Genomic DNA, 16,516 nt, shown 5'->3' on the forward strand with positions numbered 1-16,516 from the left:
GATGCGAGGTGGCGCCGCCTCCCGCTGTCAGAGCGGACCGAGCATGGCCCATCGGGGCTCGCAGAATTCCTTCACGGCCGCCGTGACGCTGCTGCTGATGATTTCCCGGCGTTCAGGCGAATTCATCATGAGCTCTTCGTCCCGGTTGATGATCGAGCCTGCCTCCAGCAGAACGGCGGGCATCTGGGTCTTTCTCAGCACGATGAGCTCATCGTAGCGATAGACGCCGGTTTCCTTGTTGAGCAGCGGACGCTGGTGCCGGCCCATGATGGGCTGGGAATATTGCTTGGCATAATCAAGGCCCTGGGCCTTCATCTCCTTGCCGATCAGTTCGGCGAACGAGAGGCTCGTCTTGAAGTCCGGATTGTTGCGGGAGACGAAGACGGAATAGCCGCTGAAGCGGTCGCTGAAATGGCTTTTCTTTCCCTCGAATTCCCAGTCCTCGAGGAATTTGTTGGGCACGGAGTCATGGTGGATCGACAGGAAGAGATCCGCCTGCAGATTGTTGGCGGCGGCGACGCGTTTGAAGAGGCTGCGCCTGGCCTTGCCCTCGGTCAGGAGCAATCTGGTCTCGGCAAAGCCTTCAGCCTTCAACTTCTCCTCGATCCGCTTCGCAAGGCGCAGATTGAAGACAAATTCGGTGACGTTGCGGGCGCTGATTGCGCCTTCTGATTCAGCGGTATGCCCCACGTCCAGAACAATCCGGAACTTTGAGGGATCGCACGCGGCTGCGACCGGTTTCAAAGCGGCAGGGGGCAAGGCGACGGGTCCCAGGGCGGCAAGTTTCACGTTGCGGCGCTTTGGCGAGGCGGCAGGCTTCGCCGAAGTGGCAGGCTTGCGTGAAGCGACGTGCCTTGGCGATTTGGCTTGTTTGGCCGATTTGGCTTGCTTTGACGAGCCTTTGAAGAGGTCCGACAGCCAGCCGGCATCGCTGACCTCGATCGGCAGAAGCACCATTGCGGCCATCGCGGCGATGATGGTGCGGCGGCGGGGCCAAGATCCCGAAGCGATACTGCCGAGAACACAAATGAACTCGCGACGCTTCATGCTCGCCCCTCCCCGAAAGGTCATTATAGCAGCTCAGATCGCTATACCGGAAGGGGTCGGTGACATGGGCTGCGGGTTCCTCCGGGCACCGGCGTTCCCTGCGCCCGCAAACGCTTTGCGCTTGTCGCAGGCAATGACGGCTTCAAGAGAAAACGGCGCCGTCGTTTTTCACCTGACGGCTTCCCCAACCATCTGATCTGACTTCCCTTTTCAGCGATCATTCCACATCGCGGGAAACAAATTCGAGTTCGTTGAGATCGCTGACAGCAGCCGTGATGATCGCATCAGAGCAACACGGTCAAGCGAGGTGCGAAATGGCAAGGATGCGTGCAATCGATGCGGCCGTACGGATCCTGGAAAAGGAGGGAGTAACCATCGCCTTCGGGGTTCCCGGCGCGGCGATCAACCCGCTTTACTCCGCGCTGAAGAAGCGCGGCTCGATCGGCCACATCCTGGCGCGCCATGTCGAGGGCGCTTCCCACATGGCGGAGGGCTACACCCGGGCCAAGGCCGGCAATATCGGCGTCTGCATCGGCACATCGGGGCCGGCCGGCACGGACATGATCACAGGGCTTTATTCGGCGATCGCGGACTCGATCCCGATCCTCTGCATTACCGGCCAGGCGCCGCGCGCGCGGCTCTACAAGGAAGACTTTCAGGCCATCGATATCGAATCCATCGCAAAACCCGTGACGAAATGGGCGGTCACGGTGCGGGAGCCGGCGCTGGTGCCGCGCGTGTTCAGCCAGGCGTTTCACATCATGCGTTCCGGGCGTCCCGGACCTGTGCTGATCGACCTGCCGCTCGACGTGCAGCTTGCCGAAATTGAATTCGACGACGAGACCTATGAGCCGCTGCCGGTCTACAAGCCTGCGGCGACCCGCAAGCAGATCGAGAAAGCGCTCGAGATGCTCAACGTCGCGGAGCGGCCGCTGATCGTCGCGGGCGGCGGCGTGATCAACGCCGATGCGTCCGGGTTGCTGGTGCAGTTCGCTGAGACCGTCAATGTTCCTGTAGTGCCGACCCTGATGGGGTGGGGCGCCATTCCCGACGATCACGTGCTGATGGCGGGCATGGTCGGCCTGCAGACCAGCCACCGTTACGGCAATGCCACCATGCTGCAATCCGACTTCGTGCTCGGCATCGGCAACCGCTGGGCCAACCGGCACACTGGTTCGATCGAGACCTACACCAAGGGCCGGACGTTTGTGCATGTTGATATCGAGCCGACGCAAATCGGGCGCGTCTTCAATCCCGATTTCGGCATCGTGTCCGACGCCAAGGCGGCGCTGGAGCTGTTCGTTGCGGTCGCCAGGGAGTGGCGGAAGGCCGGCAAACTGCGCGAGCGGCAGGCGTGGCCGGCGGCGTGCCAGGACCGCAAGCGCTCGATGCTGCGCAAGAGCCATTTCGACGACATGCCGATCAAGCCGCAGCGTGTTTACGAGGAGATGAACAGGGCATTCGGGCGCGACACCTGCTATGTCAGCGTGATCGGACTGTCGCAGATCGCCGGCGCGCAGTTTCTGGGTGTCTACAGTCCGCGCAACTGGATCAATGCAGGGCAGGCCGGTCCGCTCGGCTGGACATTGCCGGCGGCGCTCGGCGTGCGCGCGGCCGATCCGAGCCGCGAGATCGTCGCGCTGTCGGGCGATTATGACTTCCAGTTCCTGATCGAGGAGCTCGCGGTAGGCGCCCAGTTCAAGCTGCCCTATCTCCACGTCGTCGTGAACAACTCCTATCTCGGGTTGATCCGCCAGGCGCAGCGCGGCTTCGACATGGATTACCATGTCCAGCTTTCCTTCGAGAACATCAACGCGCCCGAGCTTGGGGTCTATGGCGTGGACCACGTCGCAGTCGCCGAAGGGCTGGGCTGCAAGGCGATCCGCGTCACCGATCCGAACCATGCGCAGGAAGCCTTCGCAACCGCGCGCGAATGGATGGCCGAATTCAAGGTGCCCGTTGTCGTCGAGTTCATTCTCGAACGGGTTACCAATATCTCGATGGGCACCGAGATCGACAACATCATCGAATTCGAGGAGGTGCTCGATCTGCCGCTGGATGACACGCCGGCCAAATCGAGCGCGCCGCAATCCGGCAAGCTGCTGCCGGCATAAATCGAGGAGAGTAGATCGTGCCGAAATTTGCCGCCAATCTCACCATGCTGTTCGGCGAGCAGCCGTTCCTCGATCGCTTCGCCGCCGCCAAGGCCGCAGGATTCAGCGGGGTGGAATATCTATTCCCGTATGATTTCGACAAGGCCGAGCTGCGCGAGCAGTTGCACCAGCACGGGCTGACGCAGGTGCTGCACAACCTTCCCGCGGGGGACTGGGGAGCCGGCGAGCGCGGCATCGCCATCCTGCCCGACAGAGTGGAAGAGTTTCGCGATGGTGTCGCGCGCGCCATCGACTACGCCAAGGCGCTCGATTGCCGGCAGCTCAACTGCCTCGTCGGCATCGCACCCAATGGCGTAGATAAGGTCGAGCTGAACGAGGTGCTGGTGGGAAATCTGCGCTTCGCAGCGGATGCGCTCGCCAGGGAAGGGATCAGGCTCTTGATCGAGCCGATCAATACGATCGATATTCCCGGCTTCTTTCTGAACAGGACCGAACAGGCGCTGCAGATCATCGCCGACGTGCGCTCGAGCAATTTGTTCGTGCAGTACGACATCTACCACATGCAGGTGATGGAAGGCGACATTGCGCGCACCTTGCAAAAGCACCTGCCGCGCATCGCGCATGTTCAGCTCGCCGACAATCCCGGGCGCAACGAACCCGGCACCGGCGAGATCAACTATCCCTTCCTGTTCCGGCATCTCGACGCTATTGGTTATCGCGGCTGGATCGGGTGCGAATACAAGCCGAGGACGACGACGGTCGAGGGCCTCGGCTGGCACGCCGCGTTGACGGCCGATACCTGACCAAGAACCAAGAAAAGACAAAGGGGAGTTTGAAATGATCGATATCGGCTTTATTGGCCTCGGCACCATGGGGCGCCCGATGGCAGGCCATCTCCAGGCCGCCGGCCACCGCCTGTTCCTGCACGATGTTGGGCCCATTGCACCGGAGCTGGTCGCCGCGGGCGGCGTGGTCTGCAAGTCGGGCAAGGAAGTCGCCGAGCAGGCCGACGTCGTGATCGTCATGGTGCCTGATACGCCGCATGTGGAAGCGGTCCTGTTCGGGCCGGACGGCGTCGCGGCCGGGCTGTCGAAAGGCAAGATCGTCGTCGACATGAGTTCGATCTCGCCGCTCGCCACCAAGGAGTTTGCCAAGAAGATCGAGGCGCTCGGCGCCGACTATCTCGATGCGCCCGTCTCCGGCGGCGAAGTCGGGGCCAAGGCGGCGAGCCTCACCATCATGGTCGGTGGGCCGGAGCGCGCGTTCAACGCCTTGAAGCCGGTGTTCGACAAGATGGGCAAGAACGTCACGCTGGTGGGCGCCAACGGCGACGGGCAGACGACCAAGGTCGCCAACCAGATCATCGTGGCGCTGACGATTGAGGCGGTTGGCGAAGCGCTGTTGTTTGCATCGAAGGCCGGCGCGGATCCGGCGCTGGTGCGGAAGGCGCTGATGGGCGGCTTTGCGTCGTCGCGAATTCTCGAAGTGCACGGCGAGCGCATGGTGAAGCGCAACTTCGAGCCGGGCTTCCGCATCGAGCTGCACCAGAAGGATCTCAACCTGGCGCTGGAAGGCGCGCGTGCGCTCGGCATTTCCTTGCCGAGCACGGCGGTCGCTCAGCAATTGTTCAGCTCGTGCACCGCTCATGGCGGCAAGGCGTGGGACCATTCGGGCATGGTGCGCGCGCTGGAAATGATGGCAAGCCACGAGATCGCTGCAGCTTGATTTCTTAGTAGCTCCCTGTGACTGGAACCGCGTCGAAATTTCGGCGCGGCCTTTTTGCGTCCACATTGGAACCGGAACCTCCCACGCCTCCAGTGGTTGAGCCACATCGTCAATTCACTGGAGAGTGCAATGAATAATCGTTTGGCTGTTTCACTGATTGCTGCTTCGTTGCTGACCTCGGGCGCGGCATTCGCTCAATCGACGACCGCGCAAGGTGCAGCGGACGGCGCTGCCGCGGGCGCCGAAGTCGGTGGCCCGGTCGGCGCGATTGTCGGCGGCACCGTCGGCGCTGCGGTCGGCGCAGCCGTGGAAATTCCGAACGCCGTGATCAATTCGATTCCGCGCGAACGTTCTGTTGTGGTTCGTGAGCGGGTGGTGGTGGGCGAGCCGTTGCCGCCGACCGTCGCACTGCGTACGGTGCCGCGGCACACCGAATACCGCTATGCGGTCATCAATGATCGCCGTGTAATCGTGGAGCCGCGCACGCGCAGGGTCGTCAGGATCCTCGACTGACGAAGGCAACAGTCGCCAAGCCATCCTCGCGGGTGATCCCCGCGAGGAATTTTTTATGGGTTACGGCAGCGATCGCTGCGTTCGCCTGAGCTTCCAGTCGAGCGCCGCGGCAATCACAAGGCCGAGAGACGCTGCGAGCGCGTCGACCACGAAATCTGCCATCCGCGCGTGCCGGCCGGGCGCCCAGAACTGCAAGACTTCGATCAGACCGGTGAAGACAATGACAAAGGTCGCTGTAAGCGAACGGCTTCGCGCGTGGGCCAGCCCGAAGGCGAGCCCCAGTAGCACAAAGGCCAGCGCGTGCTCGCCGTTCTGCCCCAGGTTCAAGTGGGGTCGTCGTTCCGCTGGCCCGAGGGTCGCGAAGGCAATGGCTGCGGCAAGGCCCCAGGCGAATAGTCGAAGGATGATCGTCATGGGGCCGGCATAGCACACATTCCATACGGTAAGTCCATGCGCACGAACGACGCAATGCCCGGTGGTTAATCTGTCAGAGTGGCTCCCGTACGCCCATACCGTGCATGAAGTGCTCCCGTATCTGTACGGGATCGCGGCGGGTGGTGCCTGTGCCCGGCTTGTCATCGATACGCACGCCGATCAGCGTCGGGCCTGCGGCCGATATGGATTGTTCGATCAGGCGCTCGAAATCGTCTTCGTCCGCCGCCCAGGTGCTGTTGGCGAGCCCGCTCGCGACAGCGATGGCGACGATGTCGGCGACGGCGGCAGCCGGTGTCGGCTGCGCGCCGGTGATCTGGTAGATGCCGTTGTCCATCACCACCATGGTGAGGTTCTTCGGCGCCAGTGTCGCGATCGTCGTCAGCGAACCCAGTTGCATCAACAGCGAGCCGTCGCCCTCGAGTGCAAACACGCGGCGATCCGGCTGCGCCAGCGCCACGCCGAGCGCGATCGGGAAGGCAAGGCCCATGCTGCCGAGCATGTAGAAATTCTGCGGCCGGTGGCCGGCGGCCCACAGGTCGAAATTGGTATTGCCGATACCGCCGATCACGGCTTCCTCGTTCTTCAACTTCGCGATCAGCCGCGAGGTCAGATCGAAGCGGTTCATGACCTTGGTATTGCGGGCCGGGTTGTCGTTGGCGCTGTTCATGAGATCGCTCACTTGTCGAAGACCTTGCCGCCGGTGAGCAGCGGCGAGAGGATCAGCGCCACCGGCGCCTGGGTTGTGATGGCCTGCTTGATGGAGCGGTCGACGATGAACTCGAATTCATCGAGCCGCGTCGCGGTGTGATGCTCCATTGCAAGCGAATCCAGCACCGGGCGCATGGTGCGGCACACCAGCGACTGCCCGTAGTTGAATTCGCCGAGCGTGCCGCGCTCGGAGACGAACATGATCAGGGGGATCTGGTAGGGGATTGCCAGCGACGCCAGCACGTTCGCGAGCGTGGCAAACCCCGACGTCTGCATCAGCACTGCGCCGCGCATGCCGCCCATCCAGGCGCCGGAGACGATCCCGACCGCTTCCTCCTCGCGCGCCGCTGGAAAGGTCGTGAAGAAGGGATCGGCGTGCAGGTTCTTGATCAGCGTCGTCAGGACGCGGTCGGGCACGTAAGGGACCAAGCGGATATCGTTGCGCTTGAGCGTTTGCAGCACGATGTCGTGCCAGCTCATTTCGGAAGTGCTCCTTTCGGAAGTGCTCTTCTCGGAAGTACCTGGCGAGTTTTTTTCCTCTGCAACCGCCATTTCGGTCTCCCTTTGTCCGCGACGATTTTTCGTCGGCTTTCATTCTTGGAGCGGCGAAACTTGACGCCATCGGCGAGATTGTCAACATGTTCCGATCGTATCCTGCTCTGCGCCGCGCGCCGCTACAGCCGGGATGCGACGAGTAAGATAAGCAAGAAAAGATACCGGGAGGGGCAATGGCTGGATATATCCGAAATGCTGCCAACGCGGCGGCGCTGGCCGCGGCCGCTGCGCCGCGGGCACTTCCACTGAGACCTGTCACCTGATCATGGCCGCCACCGGCCATTCCGCCCAACCAGCCAAGCCCTGCGCTCTTCGAACCGAAAGTTGCCAAGAAACATGACCGTCAACAACAAGCGCGTGTTCTACGTCAAGTATCTCGCCCACGAAATCTATATCGATATCCTGAAAGCGCGCGCCGACGTGCGGCTCGACCGGCTGGAGAACGAAAGCCCCGATGAGGTCGCAGCGCCGATATTGTCGGCGGCGCATGCCTATCAAGTCGGTGCGGCGCGTGACGAGATCGCCGGGCATTTCCATGTCAACAAGGACCTGTTGCAGCGGGCGCCGAACCTCCTGATCGTGTCCTCGAACGGCGCGGGCTTCGATCCCGTGGACGTCGATGCCTGCACGGCGGCCGGCGTGCTCGTCGTCAATCAATCCGGCGGCAACGCCAATTCGGTCGCGGAGCATGCATTGGGGATGATGCTGACGCTGTCCAAGCGCATCCTCGAATCCGACCGCGCGCTGCGCCGCGAGGCCAACGTCAATCGTAATGCGCTGATCGGCAATGAGGTTCAGGGCAAGACTGTCGGTATCGTTGGCATCGGCAACGTCGGCCGCCGTATCGCCGAGCTCTGCAACGGCTTGCTGCATATGAAGGTGATCGCCTACGATCCTTATCTGACGGCGGAAGAAATCGCCGCCCGCGGTGGCGAAAAGGTTGAGCTTCACGATCTGATGCGCCGCTCGGACTTCGTCTCGATCTCCTGTCCCTTGACCAAGGACAATCGTCGTATGATCGGCGCCCGCGAATTCGCGCTGATGCAGCCGCATGCATTTTTCATCACGACCGCGCGCGGCTTCATTCACGATGAGGTCGCGCTCTATGAGGCGCTGCGCGAGAAGCGTATTGCGGGGGCCGGACTCGACGTCTGGGACAAGGAGCCGCCGCCGCCGGAGCATCCGCTGCTGCAGTTCGACAATGTGCTGGCCAGCCCGCATACGGCGGGCGTGACGAAGGAGGCGCGGGTGAACATGGGCAGGATCGCCGCCGAACAGATCCTCGATGCGCTCGACGGCAAGCGGCCGCCACGCATCGTCAATCCCGAGGTGTGGTCGGCTTACGTGAAGCGCTTCGAGCGCGCATTTGGATTTGCGCCGAAATAGGCCATCACCTCCGCAAGGGACAATCCCACGATGGCCGAACCGGCAGGTCGCTTTTATGAGTCCCAGGGGCTGCGGTTGCACTATGTCGATTGGGGCAACGTATCAGCGCCACCGCTGATCCTGGTCCATGGCGGGCTCGACCATTGCCGCAACTGGGATGCGATCGCGCGGGAATTGCAGCCGCATTTCCATGTTATGGCCCCGGATCTGCGCGGCCATGGCGATTCCGAATGGGCGAAAGGAAGCAGCTACAGCCTGACCGACAATGTCTACGACCTTACCCGGTTGATGCGTTTCGCAGAGCTGCAGGATGCCGCGATCGTAGGCCATTCGATGGGAGGCATGGTCGCGTTGGCCTATGCCGGTACTTATCCGGGGAAGGTATCGCGCCTCGTCGTGCTCGATGGTGTTTTCCTGTCGGGCTCGCAACCAGCGCCGATCGCCGAACAGATGTCGCGCTGGATCGACCAGCTCGACCGTATCTCGGAGTATCAACCGAGCGCTTTCCGGACGATCGACGAGGCGGCGCGGCGGCTTTCGGCTCGCAACAGGCGGCTGACACCGGCGCTGGCGCTTCACCTTGCCAGCCATGGCGTCCGCCAGGGCTCCGATGGTCTCTATCGCTGGAAGTTCGATCATTATCAGCGGGCGAGGGCGCCGTATCGGTTATCGCCGGACGACTATGCCGCCCTGTGGTCGCGGATCACCTGTCCAACCCCTGTTGATGTGGGGGGATGAAAGCTTTCTGTCCGACCCCGAGGCCGCAGGGCTGCTCGCGCATTTCAAGGGAGTCGAACTGCAGAAGATCGCGGGCGCCGGACACTGGCTCCATCATGACCGGCTCGATGTGGTCCTCGCATCGCTGCGGCGGTTTCTCGATGCGCCGCAACCTACTCAAGGACGGTGATCTCCGACGAGAGCGTCTACGTCAACGCCCAGACGCTGGCGGTCAATAGCGGCATTACCGGGCTTTGAAGGTCGGAATCCGGGAGAAAATCTCGTTCGCTGCGGGGGCGATGGCGGCAATAAATCCACTGCCGATTGGCCTGCCGACGAAGCGCGCATTGCTATTTTCCCTGACATCTCGACTACTTAGCCGGGTAAGACCATCTTTCCTGTGCGCCTTTGCCCCCGGCGCACATGGAAGATGAAGAGATGCGACAGGTTCGTTCATTGCTGCGTAACGCCCGGTCCCGGATCGGACGTCGGCTGGCCCAGATCGTCGCCATCGCCGCCGCCAGCCTACCGGTCGCCGGCGCTTAAGGCGCGCGTCCTTTACCCCTCCGCCATCAAGCTTAATTCTGCCAGTGCCTGATCGAGGCGCTCGACGAGCAGATCGGCATGTTCCGTCCGGAACACCAGGGGTGGCCTGATCTTGAGCACATTGCCGTGCGGGCCGGCCGAACTGATCAGCACGCGCCGTTCGCGCAACAGGTTCACGATCCGCGCGGCCTCTGCTGTGGCCGGCGCGCCCGTTGATCCATCGTGCCGCAGCTCGACGCCGACGAACAGGCCGGCGCCGCGCACTTCGGCAATCAACGTGTGCCGCGCCCGCAGCTCCATGAGCAGCTTGATCAGATAGGCGCCGGTGCGTTGCGCGTTCTCCATCAGCCCTTCGTCCTCGATCACGTCGAGAACTGCAATCCCGGCGGCGGCGGATACTGGATTGCCGCCGAAGGTGTTGAAGTAGCGCGACCGCCGGCCGAACTCCGCGAGTAGCTCCGGCCGTGCCGCCATGCCGGCGACGGGATGGCCGTTGCCCATCGGCTTGCCCATGGTGACCAGATCAGGCACGAGGCCATGGCGTGCAAACCCCCACATCTGTCCGCCGCAGCGGCCGAAGCCGGGCTGCACCTCGTCGGCGATGAACAGTGCCCCTTCCGCCTTCACGGCTTCGACAGCGAGGCGCAAAAATCCAGGGGGATCGGCGAACACGCCATCGCTGGAAAAGATGGTGTCGACCAGAAGCGCGGCCGGGCGAATGCCGCAGCTCCTCATGTCTTCCAGCGCGGCGCTGACATGACGGGCAAACACTTCGCTGGCGTTCGCCTCTGAACCGGGCGCCGGCACTAGCCGCACGTGGCTTCCTTCCGGAAGCGGCAGCCCGAGCGAGGGAGACAGTTCGGTCAGCGCGCTGGTGACGCCGTGATAGGCGTTTGCCGTGACGATGAAGCCGGTGCCGCCGGTGCAGGTTCGCGCGACGCGCAAAGCGAGATCGTTGGCTTCACTGCCGGTGCAGGTGAACATGATGTGACCAATCTCGGACGGAAACGTTGCGAGCAGTTTTTCCGCGTAGTCGAGCACGGTCTCATGCAGGTAGCGCGTATGCGTGTTGAGCACGTTGGCCTGCCGCGCAATGGCCTGCACGACTTGCGGGTGGCAGTGCCCGACGGACGCGACGTTATTGTAGGCGTCCAGATAGCGATGTCCGGCAGCGTCGTAGAGCCAGACGCCTTCGCCGCGGACGAACTGGACCGGCTGGTCGTAGAACAGCCGGTACGCCGGCCCAAGCAGCCGACTTCGCCGCGCGATCATGTCTTGTGCCGAAATGGCCTCGTCGGCGGCGGACATCTCTCTACTCCACATTGCAGGCGCGTTGGATCTGAAATGCGGCCTGGTCTTGCGACAGTGTCGCCATGCGCCGCAGCCGCGCCCAGGCGGCGGCATTGTTGCGCAAAATGTAATTCCGGTTAGCAGGATAACGGGCGGCTCGCCAACTGCTGATCACGACCGTCATGGCCATGCGCGTGGCGATCAGGTCGAACAGCACGCCAGATTCGGCCGGCTCGAGCGGCAGCACGGCATGGTAGGCCGCGATCATCTCGCAGGCCGGCGCAAGGGGATCGTCGTCATCGGCAACCTGATACGCGGCCGTGATCGCAAGGTCGTTGACCCGCGCCGTGCAGGTGAGGTCGCCGAAATCGATGATCCCGGCAACGCCGGCATGGGTTTCGGGGTCGACGACAACGTTATGCGGGTTGAGGTCGTTATGGACCGGCTGGTTCGGCAACTGCGGAAGCATCGGCAGTGCGTAGCTTTCGAAGCCGCCGAGAACGTCCTCCACCAGACCGCGCCGCTCGTCTGGGACGGCGTCAATCAGCTGCCGCAGCTCGGCGGCGTGCTGCAGGTCCCAAAGAAATTTGTGATTGGCGGCGCAATGGCTGAAATCGCTAAGACCCCGCGCGAGCCTTGCGGCGCAGCGGCCAAGATCGCGCCGCAGCTCCGTCGACCCTGCGACCGCATGCATCGGGGTTCCCGGCAGATACGACAACAGGCGCACCACGCGCGTCGAGCCGTCGTCGAACGCAATATCAAGCTCCGTCATGCCGTTCCGCGCCGGAAAGATGCGCGGGATCGGCAGGCCAGGGTCCGCGGAAGCGAGGTGGAGCAGGGCCTCCGTCTGCAGGTTGGTCACCGCGCGGTCTTCCGCAGGGCTGGCAATCTTCAGGACATATTCGCGGCCGCTCAGCGAGCGCAGCCGAAAGTTTTGATCGCGCTCGCTGTCGAGTCGGTGCACGGCTGATATCAGGCCGTAGTACTCGGCCGCCAGTCTTTGGGCCAGCGCTTCCGGGACGGCGGATGCGGCGCGCAGCGTGTCGATCGGGTGAGCGGCAATAGTCGCAGGAGACGAGTCCGGCACTAGAATATCCATGGGTGTCGTTCAGTAGCCCCGTTCGCGGTCGATGGAATGCGGTGGACGTCGGCCGGCTCGTATCGCTTCCGCCGTTGCGCGAAACGTCGCCCCGATCGCTTCTACGCTCACCTCGCAGGCATCGTGCGGCGTGACGACAATGCGGGGATGTCGCCAGAATGGATGCCGCGGTGTCAATGGTTCGGCCGCGAACACATCGAGCGCAGCGCCGGCAAGCTGGCCGTTCTCCAGCGCGGCGAGCAGATCGGCTTCGACCAGATGCTCGCCGCGGCCGACCTGGATCAGGTAGCCGCCACGATACATTCGGGCGAATATCTGGCGGTTAAGGATGCCCTTGGTCTCCGGTGTCAGCGGCAAGAGGTTCACGAGAACCTCGGTCTGGCCGAGCATAGCCTCCAAGCCGGATGCACCGTGAAAGCCGCGCACGCCTTGCGGCGTCGGCTTTGCGGTTCGGCTCCACGCCATGACCGGAAAACCAAGCAAAGCGAGGTCGGCGGCGACCCTGCGGCCGATCGCGCCAAACCCGAGAATGCCGACCGGCACGTCCTGCGCCCGGCGCAAGGCGAGACGCTGCCAGCGTTCCTCGCGCTGCTGTGCCTGATAGGCCGCAAAGCGCCGTTGATGCCCGATCACATGCCAGGCGACAAAGCCCGACATCATCTGCGCCTGCGCCGGGTCGACGACACGGATGACGTCGATTTCGGGGCGAAGGCTGGGACACGCCAAAATGTTGTCAACGCCGGCGCCGATCGAGCAGACCGCCTTCAGGTCGGGATAACGCTCGAAGGCGTCGTCCGGCGGATGCCAGGCTACTGCCAGGCGGATGTCCGTCGCCGGCCCTTCGTGCGGATGATTGACGATCTCGATGCTTTCGGCGGCGCGCATAAATTGCGCGCCCAGATAACCGCGAAGATCGAGGCTTTTGCTAACCAGGACGCAGCGCATAGTTCGTGGTCCCGTTCATGCCGCCTTCGACGATGACGTCTGGCCAGGCACGGCGGAAAGCAGCTCGCGCGTGTAGGCGTGCTCGGGGGCCGCGAACAGCAGGGATGCGGATTTGAGTTCGACGATCGCGCCATGCTGCATCACGGCGATGCGGTCGCAAATCTGTGCGGCCACGCGCAGGTCGTGGGTGATAAACAGCATCGACAGGTCCAGCCGGGCCTTCAAATCCTCCAGCAAATCCAAAACCTGTGCCTGCACCGATACGTCGAGCGCGGAGACCGCTTCGTCGGCGACCAGGATTTCCGGGTCGAGCGCCAGTGCCCGCGCTATCCCGATGCGCTGCCGCTGCCCGCCGGAGAATTCATGCGGGAATCGCTCCATCGCGCTCGCATTGAGGCCGACGAGGCCAAGCAACTCACCGGCACGCTTTCGCGCTGCCGCCGGATCGACGCCATGCGCAATCGGCCCGTCGGTGATGATGTTGCCGACCTTTCGGCGCGGATTGAGCGAGGCGAACGGATCCTGGAACACCATCTGGATGCGGCGGCGCTGTTCGCGCAGCGCCTTTCCCTTGATCCGGGTGAGGTCGACGTCGCCGATACGGACGGTGCCGGCGTCAGGCTCGATCAGACGCATGACCAGCCGCGCCACCGAGGATTTCCCCGAACCGGATTCGCCGACCAGACCGAGTGTCTCGCCCCGGAAGATGTCGAAGCTGACTTCCTTGGCCGCCTGCACGCGCCGTTCGGCGCGAAACCATCCGCCGCCGCTGACATAGGTCTTGCCGAGGCCTATCACTTCCACCGCCTTGCGGCGGTCGAGCAGGGGCGTCCGCTGCGGCGGCTGCAGGGTCGGAACGGCGGCAAGCAATGCGCGGGTATAGGGATGCTGTGCGCGCAACAGCACGTCGTCGGCTGTGCCCTGTTCGACCACCTTGCCGTGCTGAAGCACGACCACACGATCGGCGATCTCGGCGACGACGCCGAAATCATGGGTGATGAACATGACCGCCATGTTGCGGCGGCGCTGCAGGTCGCGGATCAGCTTGAGGATCTGCGCCTGCGTCGTGACATCGAGCGCCGTCGTCGGTTCGTCGGCTACCAGCACGGCGGGTTCGAGCGCCAGCGCCATGGCGATCATCGCGCGCTGGCGCTGGCCGCCGGACAGTTGATGGGGGTAGGCGCGCACCGCGCGTTCGGGGTCGGGCAGGCCGACCTCGCGGATCAAGGCGAGGGCCTTCTGACGCCGCTCTTTCGGCGTCAAGAGATCATGCGCCTCGAACATCTCGGCGATCTGGTCGCCGATCCGCATCAAGGGATTGAGTGCCGTCATCGGCTCCTGGAATACCATGGCGATGCCGCGGCCGCGCAGCGCCAGCCATTCCGTTGGGCTGAGCGACAGCAGGTTCTTCCCAGCGAAGAGAATCTCGCCCGATTCTGCCGTCACCGTATCAGGCAGAAGGCCCATCAGCGCATGGGCGCACATCGACTTGCCGGAGCCGGACTCGCCGACCACACAGAGAATCTTGCCGGCGGTGAGATCGAACGAAACGCCATCCACCGCATAAGCGCGGTCGCCACCGGGCGGCAGCGCCAGCTTCAGGTTCTTGATGACGACGCTCATGCTCATCGTCCTCCTTTGGCGAGGCGAGGGTTGAGCGCGTCGTTGAGGCCTTCGCCGATCAGGTTCAGCGCCAACACCGAGACCAGAATGGCGATGCCGGGGAATACTGTGATCCACCACGCCTGACGGATTACGGTGCGACCGGCGCCCACCATGTAGCCCCAGGACATCAGATTGGGATCGCCGAGCCCGAGGAAGGAGAGCGAGGATTCCAGCAGGATCGCGGTCGCAACCATCAGCGAGGCCAGCACGATGACCGGCGACAGCGCATTGGGCAGGATTTCGCGCCAGATGATCCACCAGTTGGTTTGGCCGGTCACGACGGCCGCCTGGACATATTCGCGCGTGCGCAGCGACAGCACTTCGCCGCGCACCAGTCGCGCTACGGGGGGCCAGCTCACGATGGCGATCGCTGTAACGATCGATACGATGGAGGGTTGCATGATCGCGACGAGCACGATCGCCAGCGCAAAACTCGGGACGGTCTGGAAGAACTCGGTGAAACGCATCAGCGCATCGTCAACGCGTCCGCCGAAATATCCGGCCGCGGCGCCGAGCGGAATGCCGACCGCCAGCGACGCCAGCGTCGAGATCAGGCCGACCAGCAGAGAAACCCGCGCGCCGTAGATGATGCCGGCCATCACGTCGCGGCCGAGCGCGTCAGTTCCGAGCGGCAGGTTGGCAACCGTGAACGGCGGCAGAAACGGCCGTTGCACCATGCGCCAGGGTGAGGTCGGAAACAGCAGCGGCCCAAACAGCGCAACCGCAATCGCAACAGTCAGGATCGCGACGCCGATCATGCCGCCGGGATTGCGCAACAGCATTCGCCAGACCTGTCTCATGAGGCGAACTCGATGCGGGGATCGACGGAGCGGTAGACAAGGTCCGTGATCAGGTTGAAGGCCAGCACCATGGCCGAGCAGACGACGAAGACGCCGAGCAGCAGGTTGTAGTCGCGCTGCAGCAGGGCTTCGTACATCAGGCGGCCGATGCCCGGCCACGCGAACACGGTCTCGGTCAGCACAGCGCCGCCGACCAGCGTGCCGGCCTGTAAGCCCGCGAGGGTTACAACCGGCAACAGCGCGTTGCGCAGCACGTGACGGCGCTGGATCACGGTGTCGGACAGGCCCTTGGCGCGCGCGGTCTTGACGAAGTCGAGCCTGACGACCTCGAGCATCGAGGCGCGCGTCATGCGGGCATAGGTGGCCATGAAGAACAGGCCGATGGTCGTCGCCGGCAGGATGAGGTGGGCGGCGACGTCGAGCACGTGCGCGAGCCCGGTATAGTTCGCGCCGACCGTCTCGTAGCCGAAGCTCGGCAGCCAATCCATCGTGACCGAAAACAAGAGGATCGCCATCAGCGCGACCCAGAACAGCGGCGTGGCGTAGAAGATCAGCGCAGCCACCGTGATCGCGGTATCGGCCCAGGTCCCGGCAAAGCGCGCCGCCAATGCGCCGAACAGGATGCCGAAGGCCAGCGAAATCGCAAACGCGGTCCCCGTCAGCAACAGTGTCGCCGGCAGGCGCTGCAGGATCAGCGTCGAGACCGGCATCTGCTGACGAAACGAGAATCCGAGATCGAGGCTGAGGATGCCTTTGACATACAGGAACAGTTGCACCGGCAGCGGCTGGTCAAGGCCGAACTTTTCGCGGAGCTGGGCGATGAAGAGCTGGTCGCCCGCTCCGGCTTCGCCCGCCATCACCACCGCCGGATCGCCCGGCGCCATCCGGATCAGGAAGAAGTTGAGAACGACGAGCGCGAGAAGGACGACGATGGCCTTCGCGATCCGCTGGGCGATGAAGGAAATCATGGG

At 63.5% G+C, this 16,516-nt stretch carries 16 protein-coding genes; 6 read left to right on the top strand and 10 right to left on the bottom strand.

Annotated features, from left to right (window positions below):
- Nucleotides 1-27 precede the first annotated feature (27 nt).
- Nucleotides 28-1,047, bottom strand: a complete 1,020-nt coding sequence (locus GWE18_RS01280; protein WP_342804215.1) for an N-acetylmuramoyl-L-alanine amidase — start codon at nucleotides 1,045-1,047, stop codon at nucleotides 28-30.
- 314 nt (nucleotides 1,048-1,361) lie between these two features.
- Between GWE18_RS01280 and gcl the strand changes: the two genes are divergently transcribed.
- From gcl to GWE18_RS01300, 4 genes are all read left to right on the top strand, one after another.
- Nucleotides 1,362-3,161 (top strand): glyoxylate carboligase, encoded by a 1,800-nt coding sequence (gcl, locus tag GWE18_RS01285; protein WP_275184002.1) that lies wholly within the window; start codon nucleotides 1,362-1,364, stop codon nucleotides 3,159-3,161.
- 17 nt (nucleotides 3,162-3,178) lie between these two features.
- Nucleotides 3,179-3,964, top strand: coding sequence for a hydroxypyruvate isomerase (gene hyi, locus GWE18_RS01290; protein ID WP_275184003.1), 786 nt, complete (start codon nucleotides 3,179-3,181; stop codon nucleotides 3,962-3,964).
- A gap of 34 nt (nucleotides 3,965-3,998) precedes the next feature.
- Nucleotides 3,999-4,886, top strand: a complete 888-nt coding sequence (locus GWE18_RS01295; RefSeq protein ID WP_275184004.1) for a 2-hydroxy-3-oxopropionate reductase — start codon at nucleotides 3,999-4,001, stop codon at nucleotides 4,884-4,886.
- A gap of 129 nt (nucleotides 4,887-5,015) precedes the next feature.
- Complete coding sequence (locus GWE18_RS01300) at nucleotides 5,016-5,399, top strand: DUF1236 domain-containing protein (protein WP_275184636.1); 384 nt, start codon at nucleotides 5,016-5,018, stop codon at nucleotides 5,397-5,399.
- 60 nt (nucleotides 5,400-5,459) lie between these two features.
- On the opposite strand, the gene GWE18_RS01305 is transcribed toward GWE18_RS01300, so the two are convergent.
- From GWE18_RS01305 to GWE18_RS01315, 3 genes are all read right to left on the bottom strand, one after another.
- Nucleotides 5,460-5,813, bottom strand: coding sequence for a VanZ family protein (locus tag GWE18_RS01305; protein ID WP_275184005.1), 354 nt, complete (start codon nucleotides 5,811-5,813; stop codon nucleotides 5,460-5,462).
- A 73-nt stretch (nucleotides 5,814-5,886) separates the two neighbouring features.
- The gene (locus GWE18_RS01310) at nucleotides 5,887-6,501 is read right to left on the bottom strand and encodes a thiamine pyrophosphate-dependent enzyme (protein WP_275184006.1); all 615 of its coding nucleotides are present in this window, start codon (nucleotides 6,499-6,501) and stop codon (nucleotides 5,887-5,889) included.
- Between the two features lie 8 nt (nucleotides 6,502-6,509).
- Nucleotides 6,510-7,094, bottom strand: coding sequence for a thiamine pyrophosphate-binding protein (locus GWE18_RS01315; RefSeq protein WP_275184007.1), 585 nt, complete (start codon nucleotides 7,092-7,094; stop codon nucleotides 6,510-6,512).
- A 339-nt stretch (nucleotides 7,095-7,433) separates the two neighbouring features.
- On the opposite strand from GWE18_RS01315, the gene GWE18_RS01320 reads away from it, so the two are divergent.
- Together GWE18_RS01320 and GWE18_RS01325 are read left to right on the top strand one after the other, a co-directional pair.
- Nucleotides 7,434-8,483 carry a hydroxyacid dehydrogenase gene (locus tag GWE18_RS01320; protein WP_275184008.1) on the top strand — a complete coding sequence of 350 codons (1,050 nt, stop codon included), beginning with the start codon at nucleotides 7,434-7,436 and terminating at the stop codon, nucleotides 8,481-8,483.
- A 30-nt stretch (nucleotides 8,484-8,513) separates the two neighbouring features.
- The gene (locus GWE18_RS01325; RefSeq protein ID WP_342804216.1) at nucleotides 8,514-9,221 is read left to right on the top strand and encodes an alpha/beta hydrolase; all 708 of its coding nucleotides are present in this window, start codon (nucleotides 8,514-8,516) and stop codon (nucleotides 9,219-9,221) included.
- A 537-nt stretch (nucleotides 9,222-9,758) separates the two neighbouring features.
- Here the strand turns inward: GWE18_RS01325 and GWE18_RS01330 are convergent.
- The 6 genes from GWE18_RS01330 to GWE18_RS01355 form a co-directional block, all read right to left on the bottom strand.
- Nucleotides 9,759-11,054: an aminotransferase class III-fold pyridoxal phosphate-dependent enzyme gene (locus GWE18_RS01330; protein WP_275184009.1), complete on the bottom strand. Its 1,296-nt coding sequence runs from the start codon at nucleotides 11,052-11,054 to the stop codon at nucleotides 9,759-9,761.
- A 4-nt stretch (nucleotides 11,055-11,058) separates the two neighbouring features.
- Nucleotides 11,059-12,135: a phosphotransferase gene (locus GWE18_RS01335; protein WP_275184010.1), complete on the bottom strand. Its 1,077-nt coding sequence runs from the start codon at nucleotides 12,133-12,135 to the stop codon at nucleotides 11,059-11,061.
- Nucleotides 12,136-12,144: 9 nt separating this feature from the next.
- Complete coding sequence (locus GWE18_RS01340; protein WP_275184011.1) at nucleotides 12,145-13,020, bottom strand: glyoxylate/hydroxypyruvate reductase A; 876 nt, start codon at nucleotides 13,018-13,020, stop codon at nucleotides 12,145-12,147.
- A 75-nt stretch (nucleotides 13,021-13,095) separates the two neighbouring features.
- Nucleotides 13,096-14,709: an ABC transporter ATP-binding protein gene (locus GWE18_RS01345; protein ID WP_275184012.1), complete on the bottom strand. Its 1,614-nt coding sequence runs from the start codon at nucleotides 14,707-14,709 to the stop codon at nucleotides 13,096-13,098.
- Nucleotides 14,706-15,545 (bottom strand): ABC transporter permease, encoded by an 840-nt coding sequence (locus tag GWE18_RS01350; protein WP_275184013.1) that lies wholly within the window; start codon nucleotides 15,543-15,545, stop codon nucleotides 14,706-14,708. Before GWE18_RS01350 ends, GWE18_RS01345 begins: the two co-directional genes overlap by 4 nt.
- Nucleotides 15,542-16,513: an ABC transporter permease gene (locus GWE18_RS01355; protein WP_275184014.1), complete on the bottom strand. Its 972-nt coding sequence runs from the start codon at nucleotides 16,511-16,513 to the stop codon at nucleotides 15,542-15,544. Before GWE18_RS01355 ends, GWE18_RS01350 begins: the two co-directional genes overlap by 4 nt.
- Nucleotides 16,514-16,516: the final 3 nt, after the last annotated feature.

It is taken from the genome of Bradyrhizobium sp. CSA112, from assembly GCF_029051645.1.
Classification (GTDB): domain Bacteria; phylum Pseudomonadota; class Alphaproteobacteria; order Rhizobiales; family Xanthobacteraceae; genus Bradyrhizobium.

What these genes read in the sequence shown, in the direction of transcription:
- GWE18_RS01315 (WP_275184007.1), bottom strand. Translation starts at nt 7,094, where the DNA reads ATGGCGGTTGCAGAGGAAAAAAACTCGCCAGGTACTTCCGAGAAGAGC.
- GWE18_RS01350 (WP_275184013.1), bottom strand. Translation starts at nt 15,545, where the DNA reads ATGAGACAGGTCTGGCGAATGCTGTTGCGCAATCCCGGCGGCATGATC.
- GWE18_RS01340 (WP_275184011.1), bottom strand. Translation starts at nt 13,020, where the DNA reads ATGCGCGCCGCCGAAAGCATCGAGATCGTCAATCATCCGCACGAAGGG.
- GWE18_RS01295 (WP_275184004.1), top strand. Translation starts at nt 3,999, where the DNA reads ATGATCGATATCGGCTTTATTGGCCTCGGCACCATGGGGCGCCCGATG.
- GWE18_RS01320 (WP_275184008.1), top strand. Translation starts at nt 7,434, where the DNA reads ATGACCGTCAACAACAAGCGCGTGTTCTACGTCAAGTATCTCGCCCAC.
- GWE18_RS01355 (WP_275184014.1), bottom strand. Translation starts at nt 16,513, where the DNA reads ATGATTTCCTTCATCGCCCAGCGGATCGCGAAGGCCATCGTCGTCCTT.
- GWE18_RS01330 (WP_275184009.1), bottom strand. Translation starts at nt 11,054, where the DNA reads ATGTCCGCCGCCGACGAGGCCATTTCGGCACAAGACATGATCGCGCGG.
- GWE18_RS01345 (WP_275184012.1), bottom strand. Translation starts at nt 14,709, where the DNA reads ATGAGCATGAGCGTCGTCATCAAGAACCTGAAGCTGGCGCTGCCGCCC.
- GWE18_RS01325 (WP_342804216.1), top strand. Translation starts at nt 8,514, where the DNA reads ATGGCCGAACCGGCAGGTCGCTTTTATGAGTCCCAGGGGCTGCGGTTG.
- GWE18_RS01305 (WP_275184005.1), bottom strand. Translation starts at nt 5,813, where the DNA reads ATGACGATCATCCTTCGACTATTCGCCTGGGGCCTTGCCGCAGCCATT.
- GWE18_RS01335 (WP_275184010.1), bottom strand. Translation starts at nt 12,135, where the DNA reads ATGGATATTCTAGTGCCGGACTCGTCTCCTGCGACTATTGCCGCTCAC.
- GWE18_RS01280 (WP_342804215.1), bottom strand. Translation starts at nt 1,047, where the DNA reads ATGAAGCGTCGCGAGTTCATTTGTGTTCTCGGCAGTATCGCTTCGGGA.
- GWE18_RS01300 (WP_275184636.1), top strand. Translation starts at nt 5,016, where the DNA reads ATGAATAATCGTTTGGCTGTTTCACTGATTGCTGCTTCGTTGCTGACC.
- GWE18_RS01310 (WP_275184006.1), bottom strand. Translation starts at nt 6,501, where the DNA reads ATGAACAGCGCCAACGACAACCCGGCCCGCAATACCAAGGTCATGAAC.
- gcl (WP_275184002.1), top strand. Translation starts at nt 1,362, where the DNA reads ATGGCAAGGATGCGTGCAATCGATGCGGCCGTACGGATCCTGGAAAAG.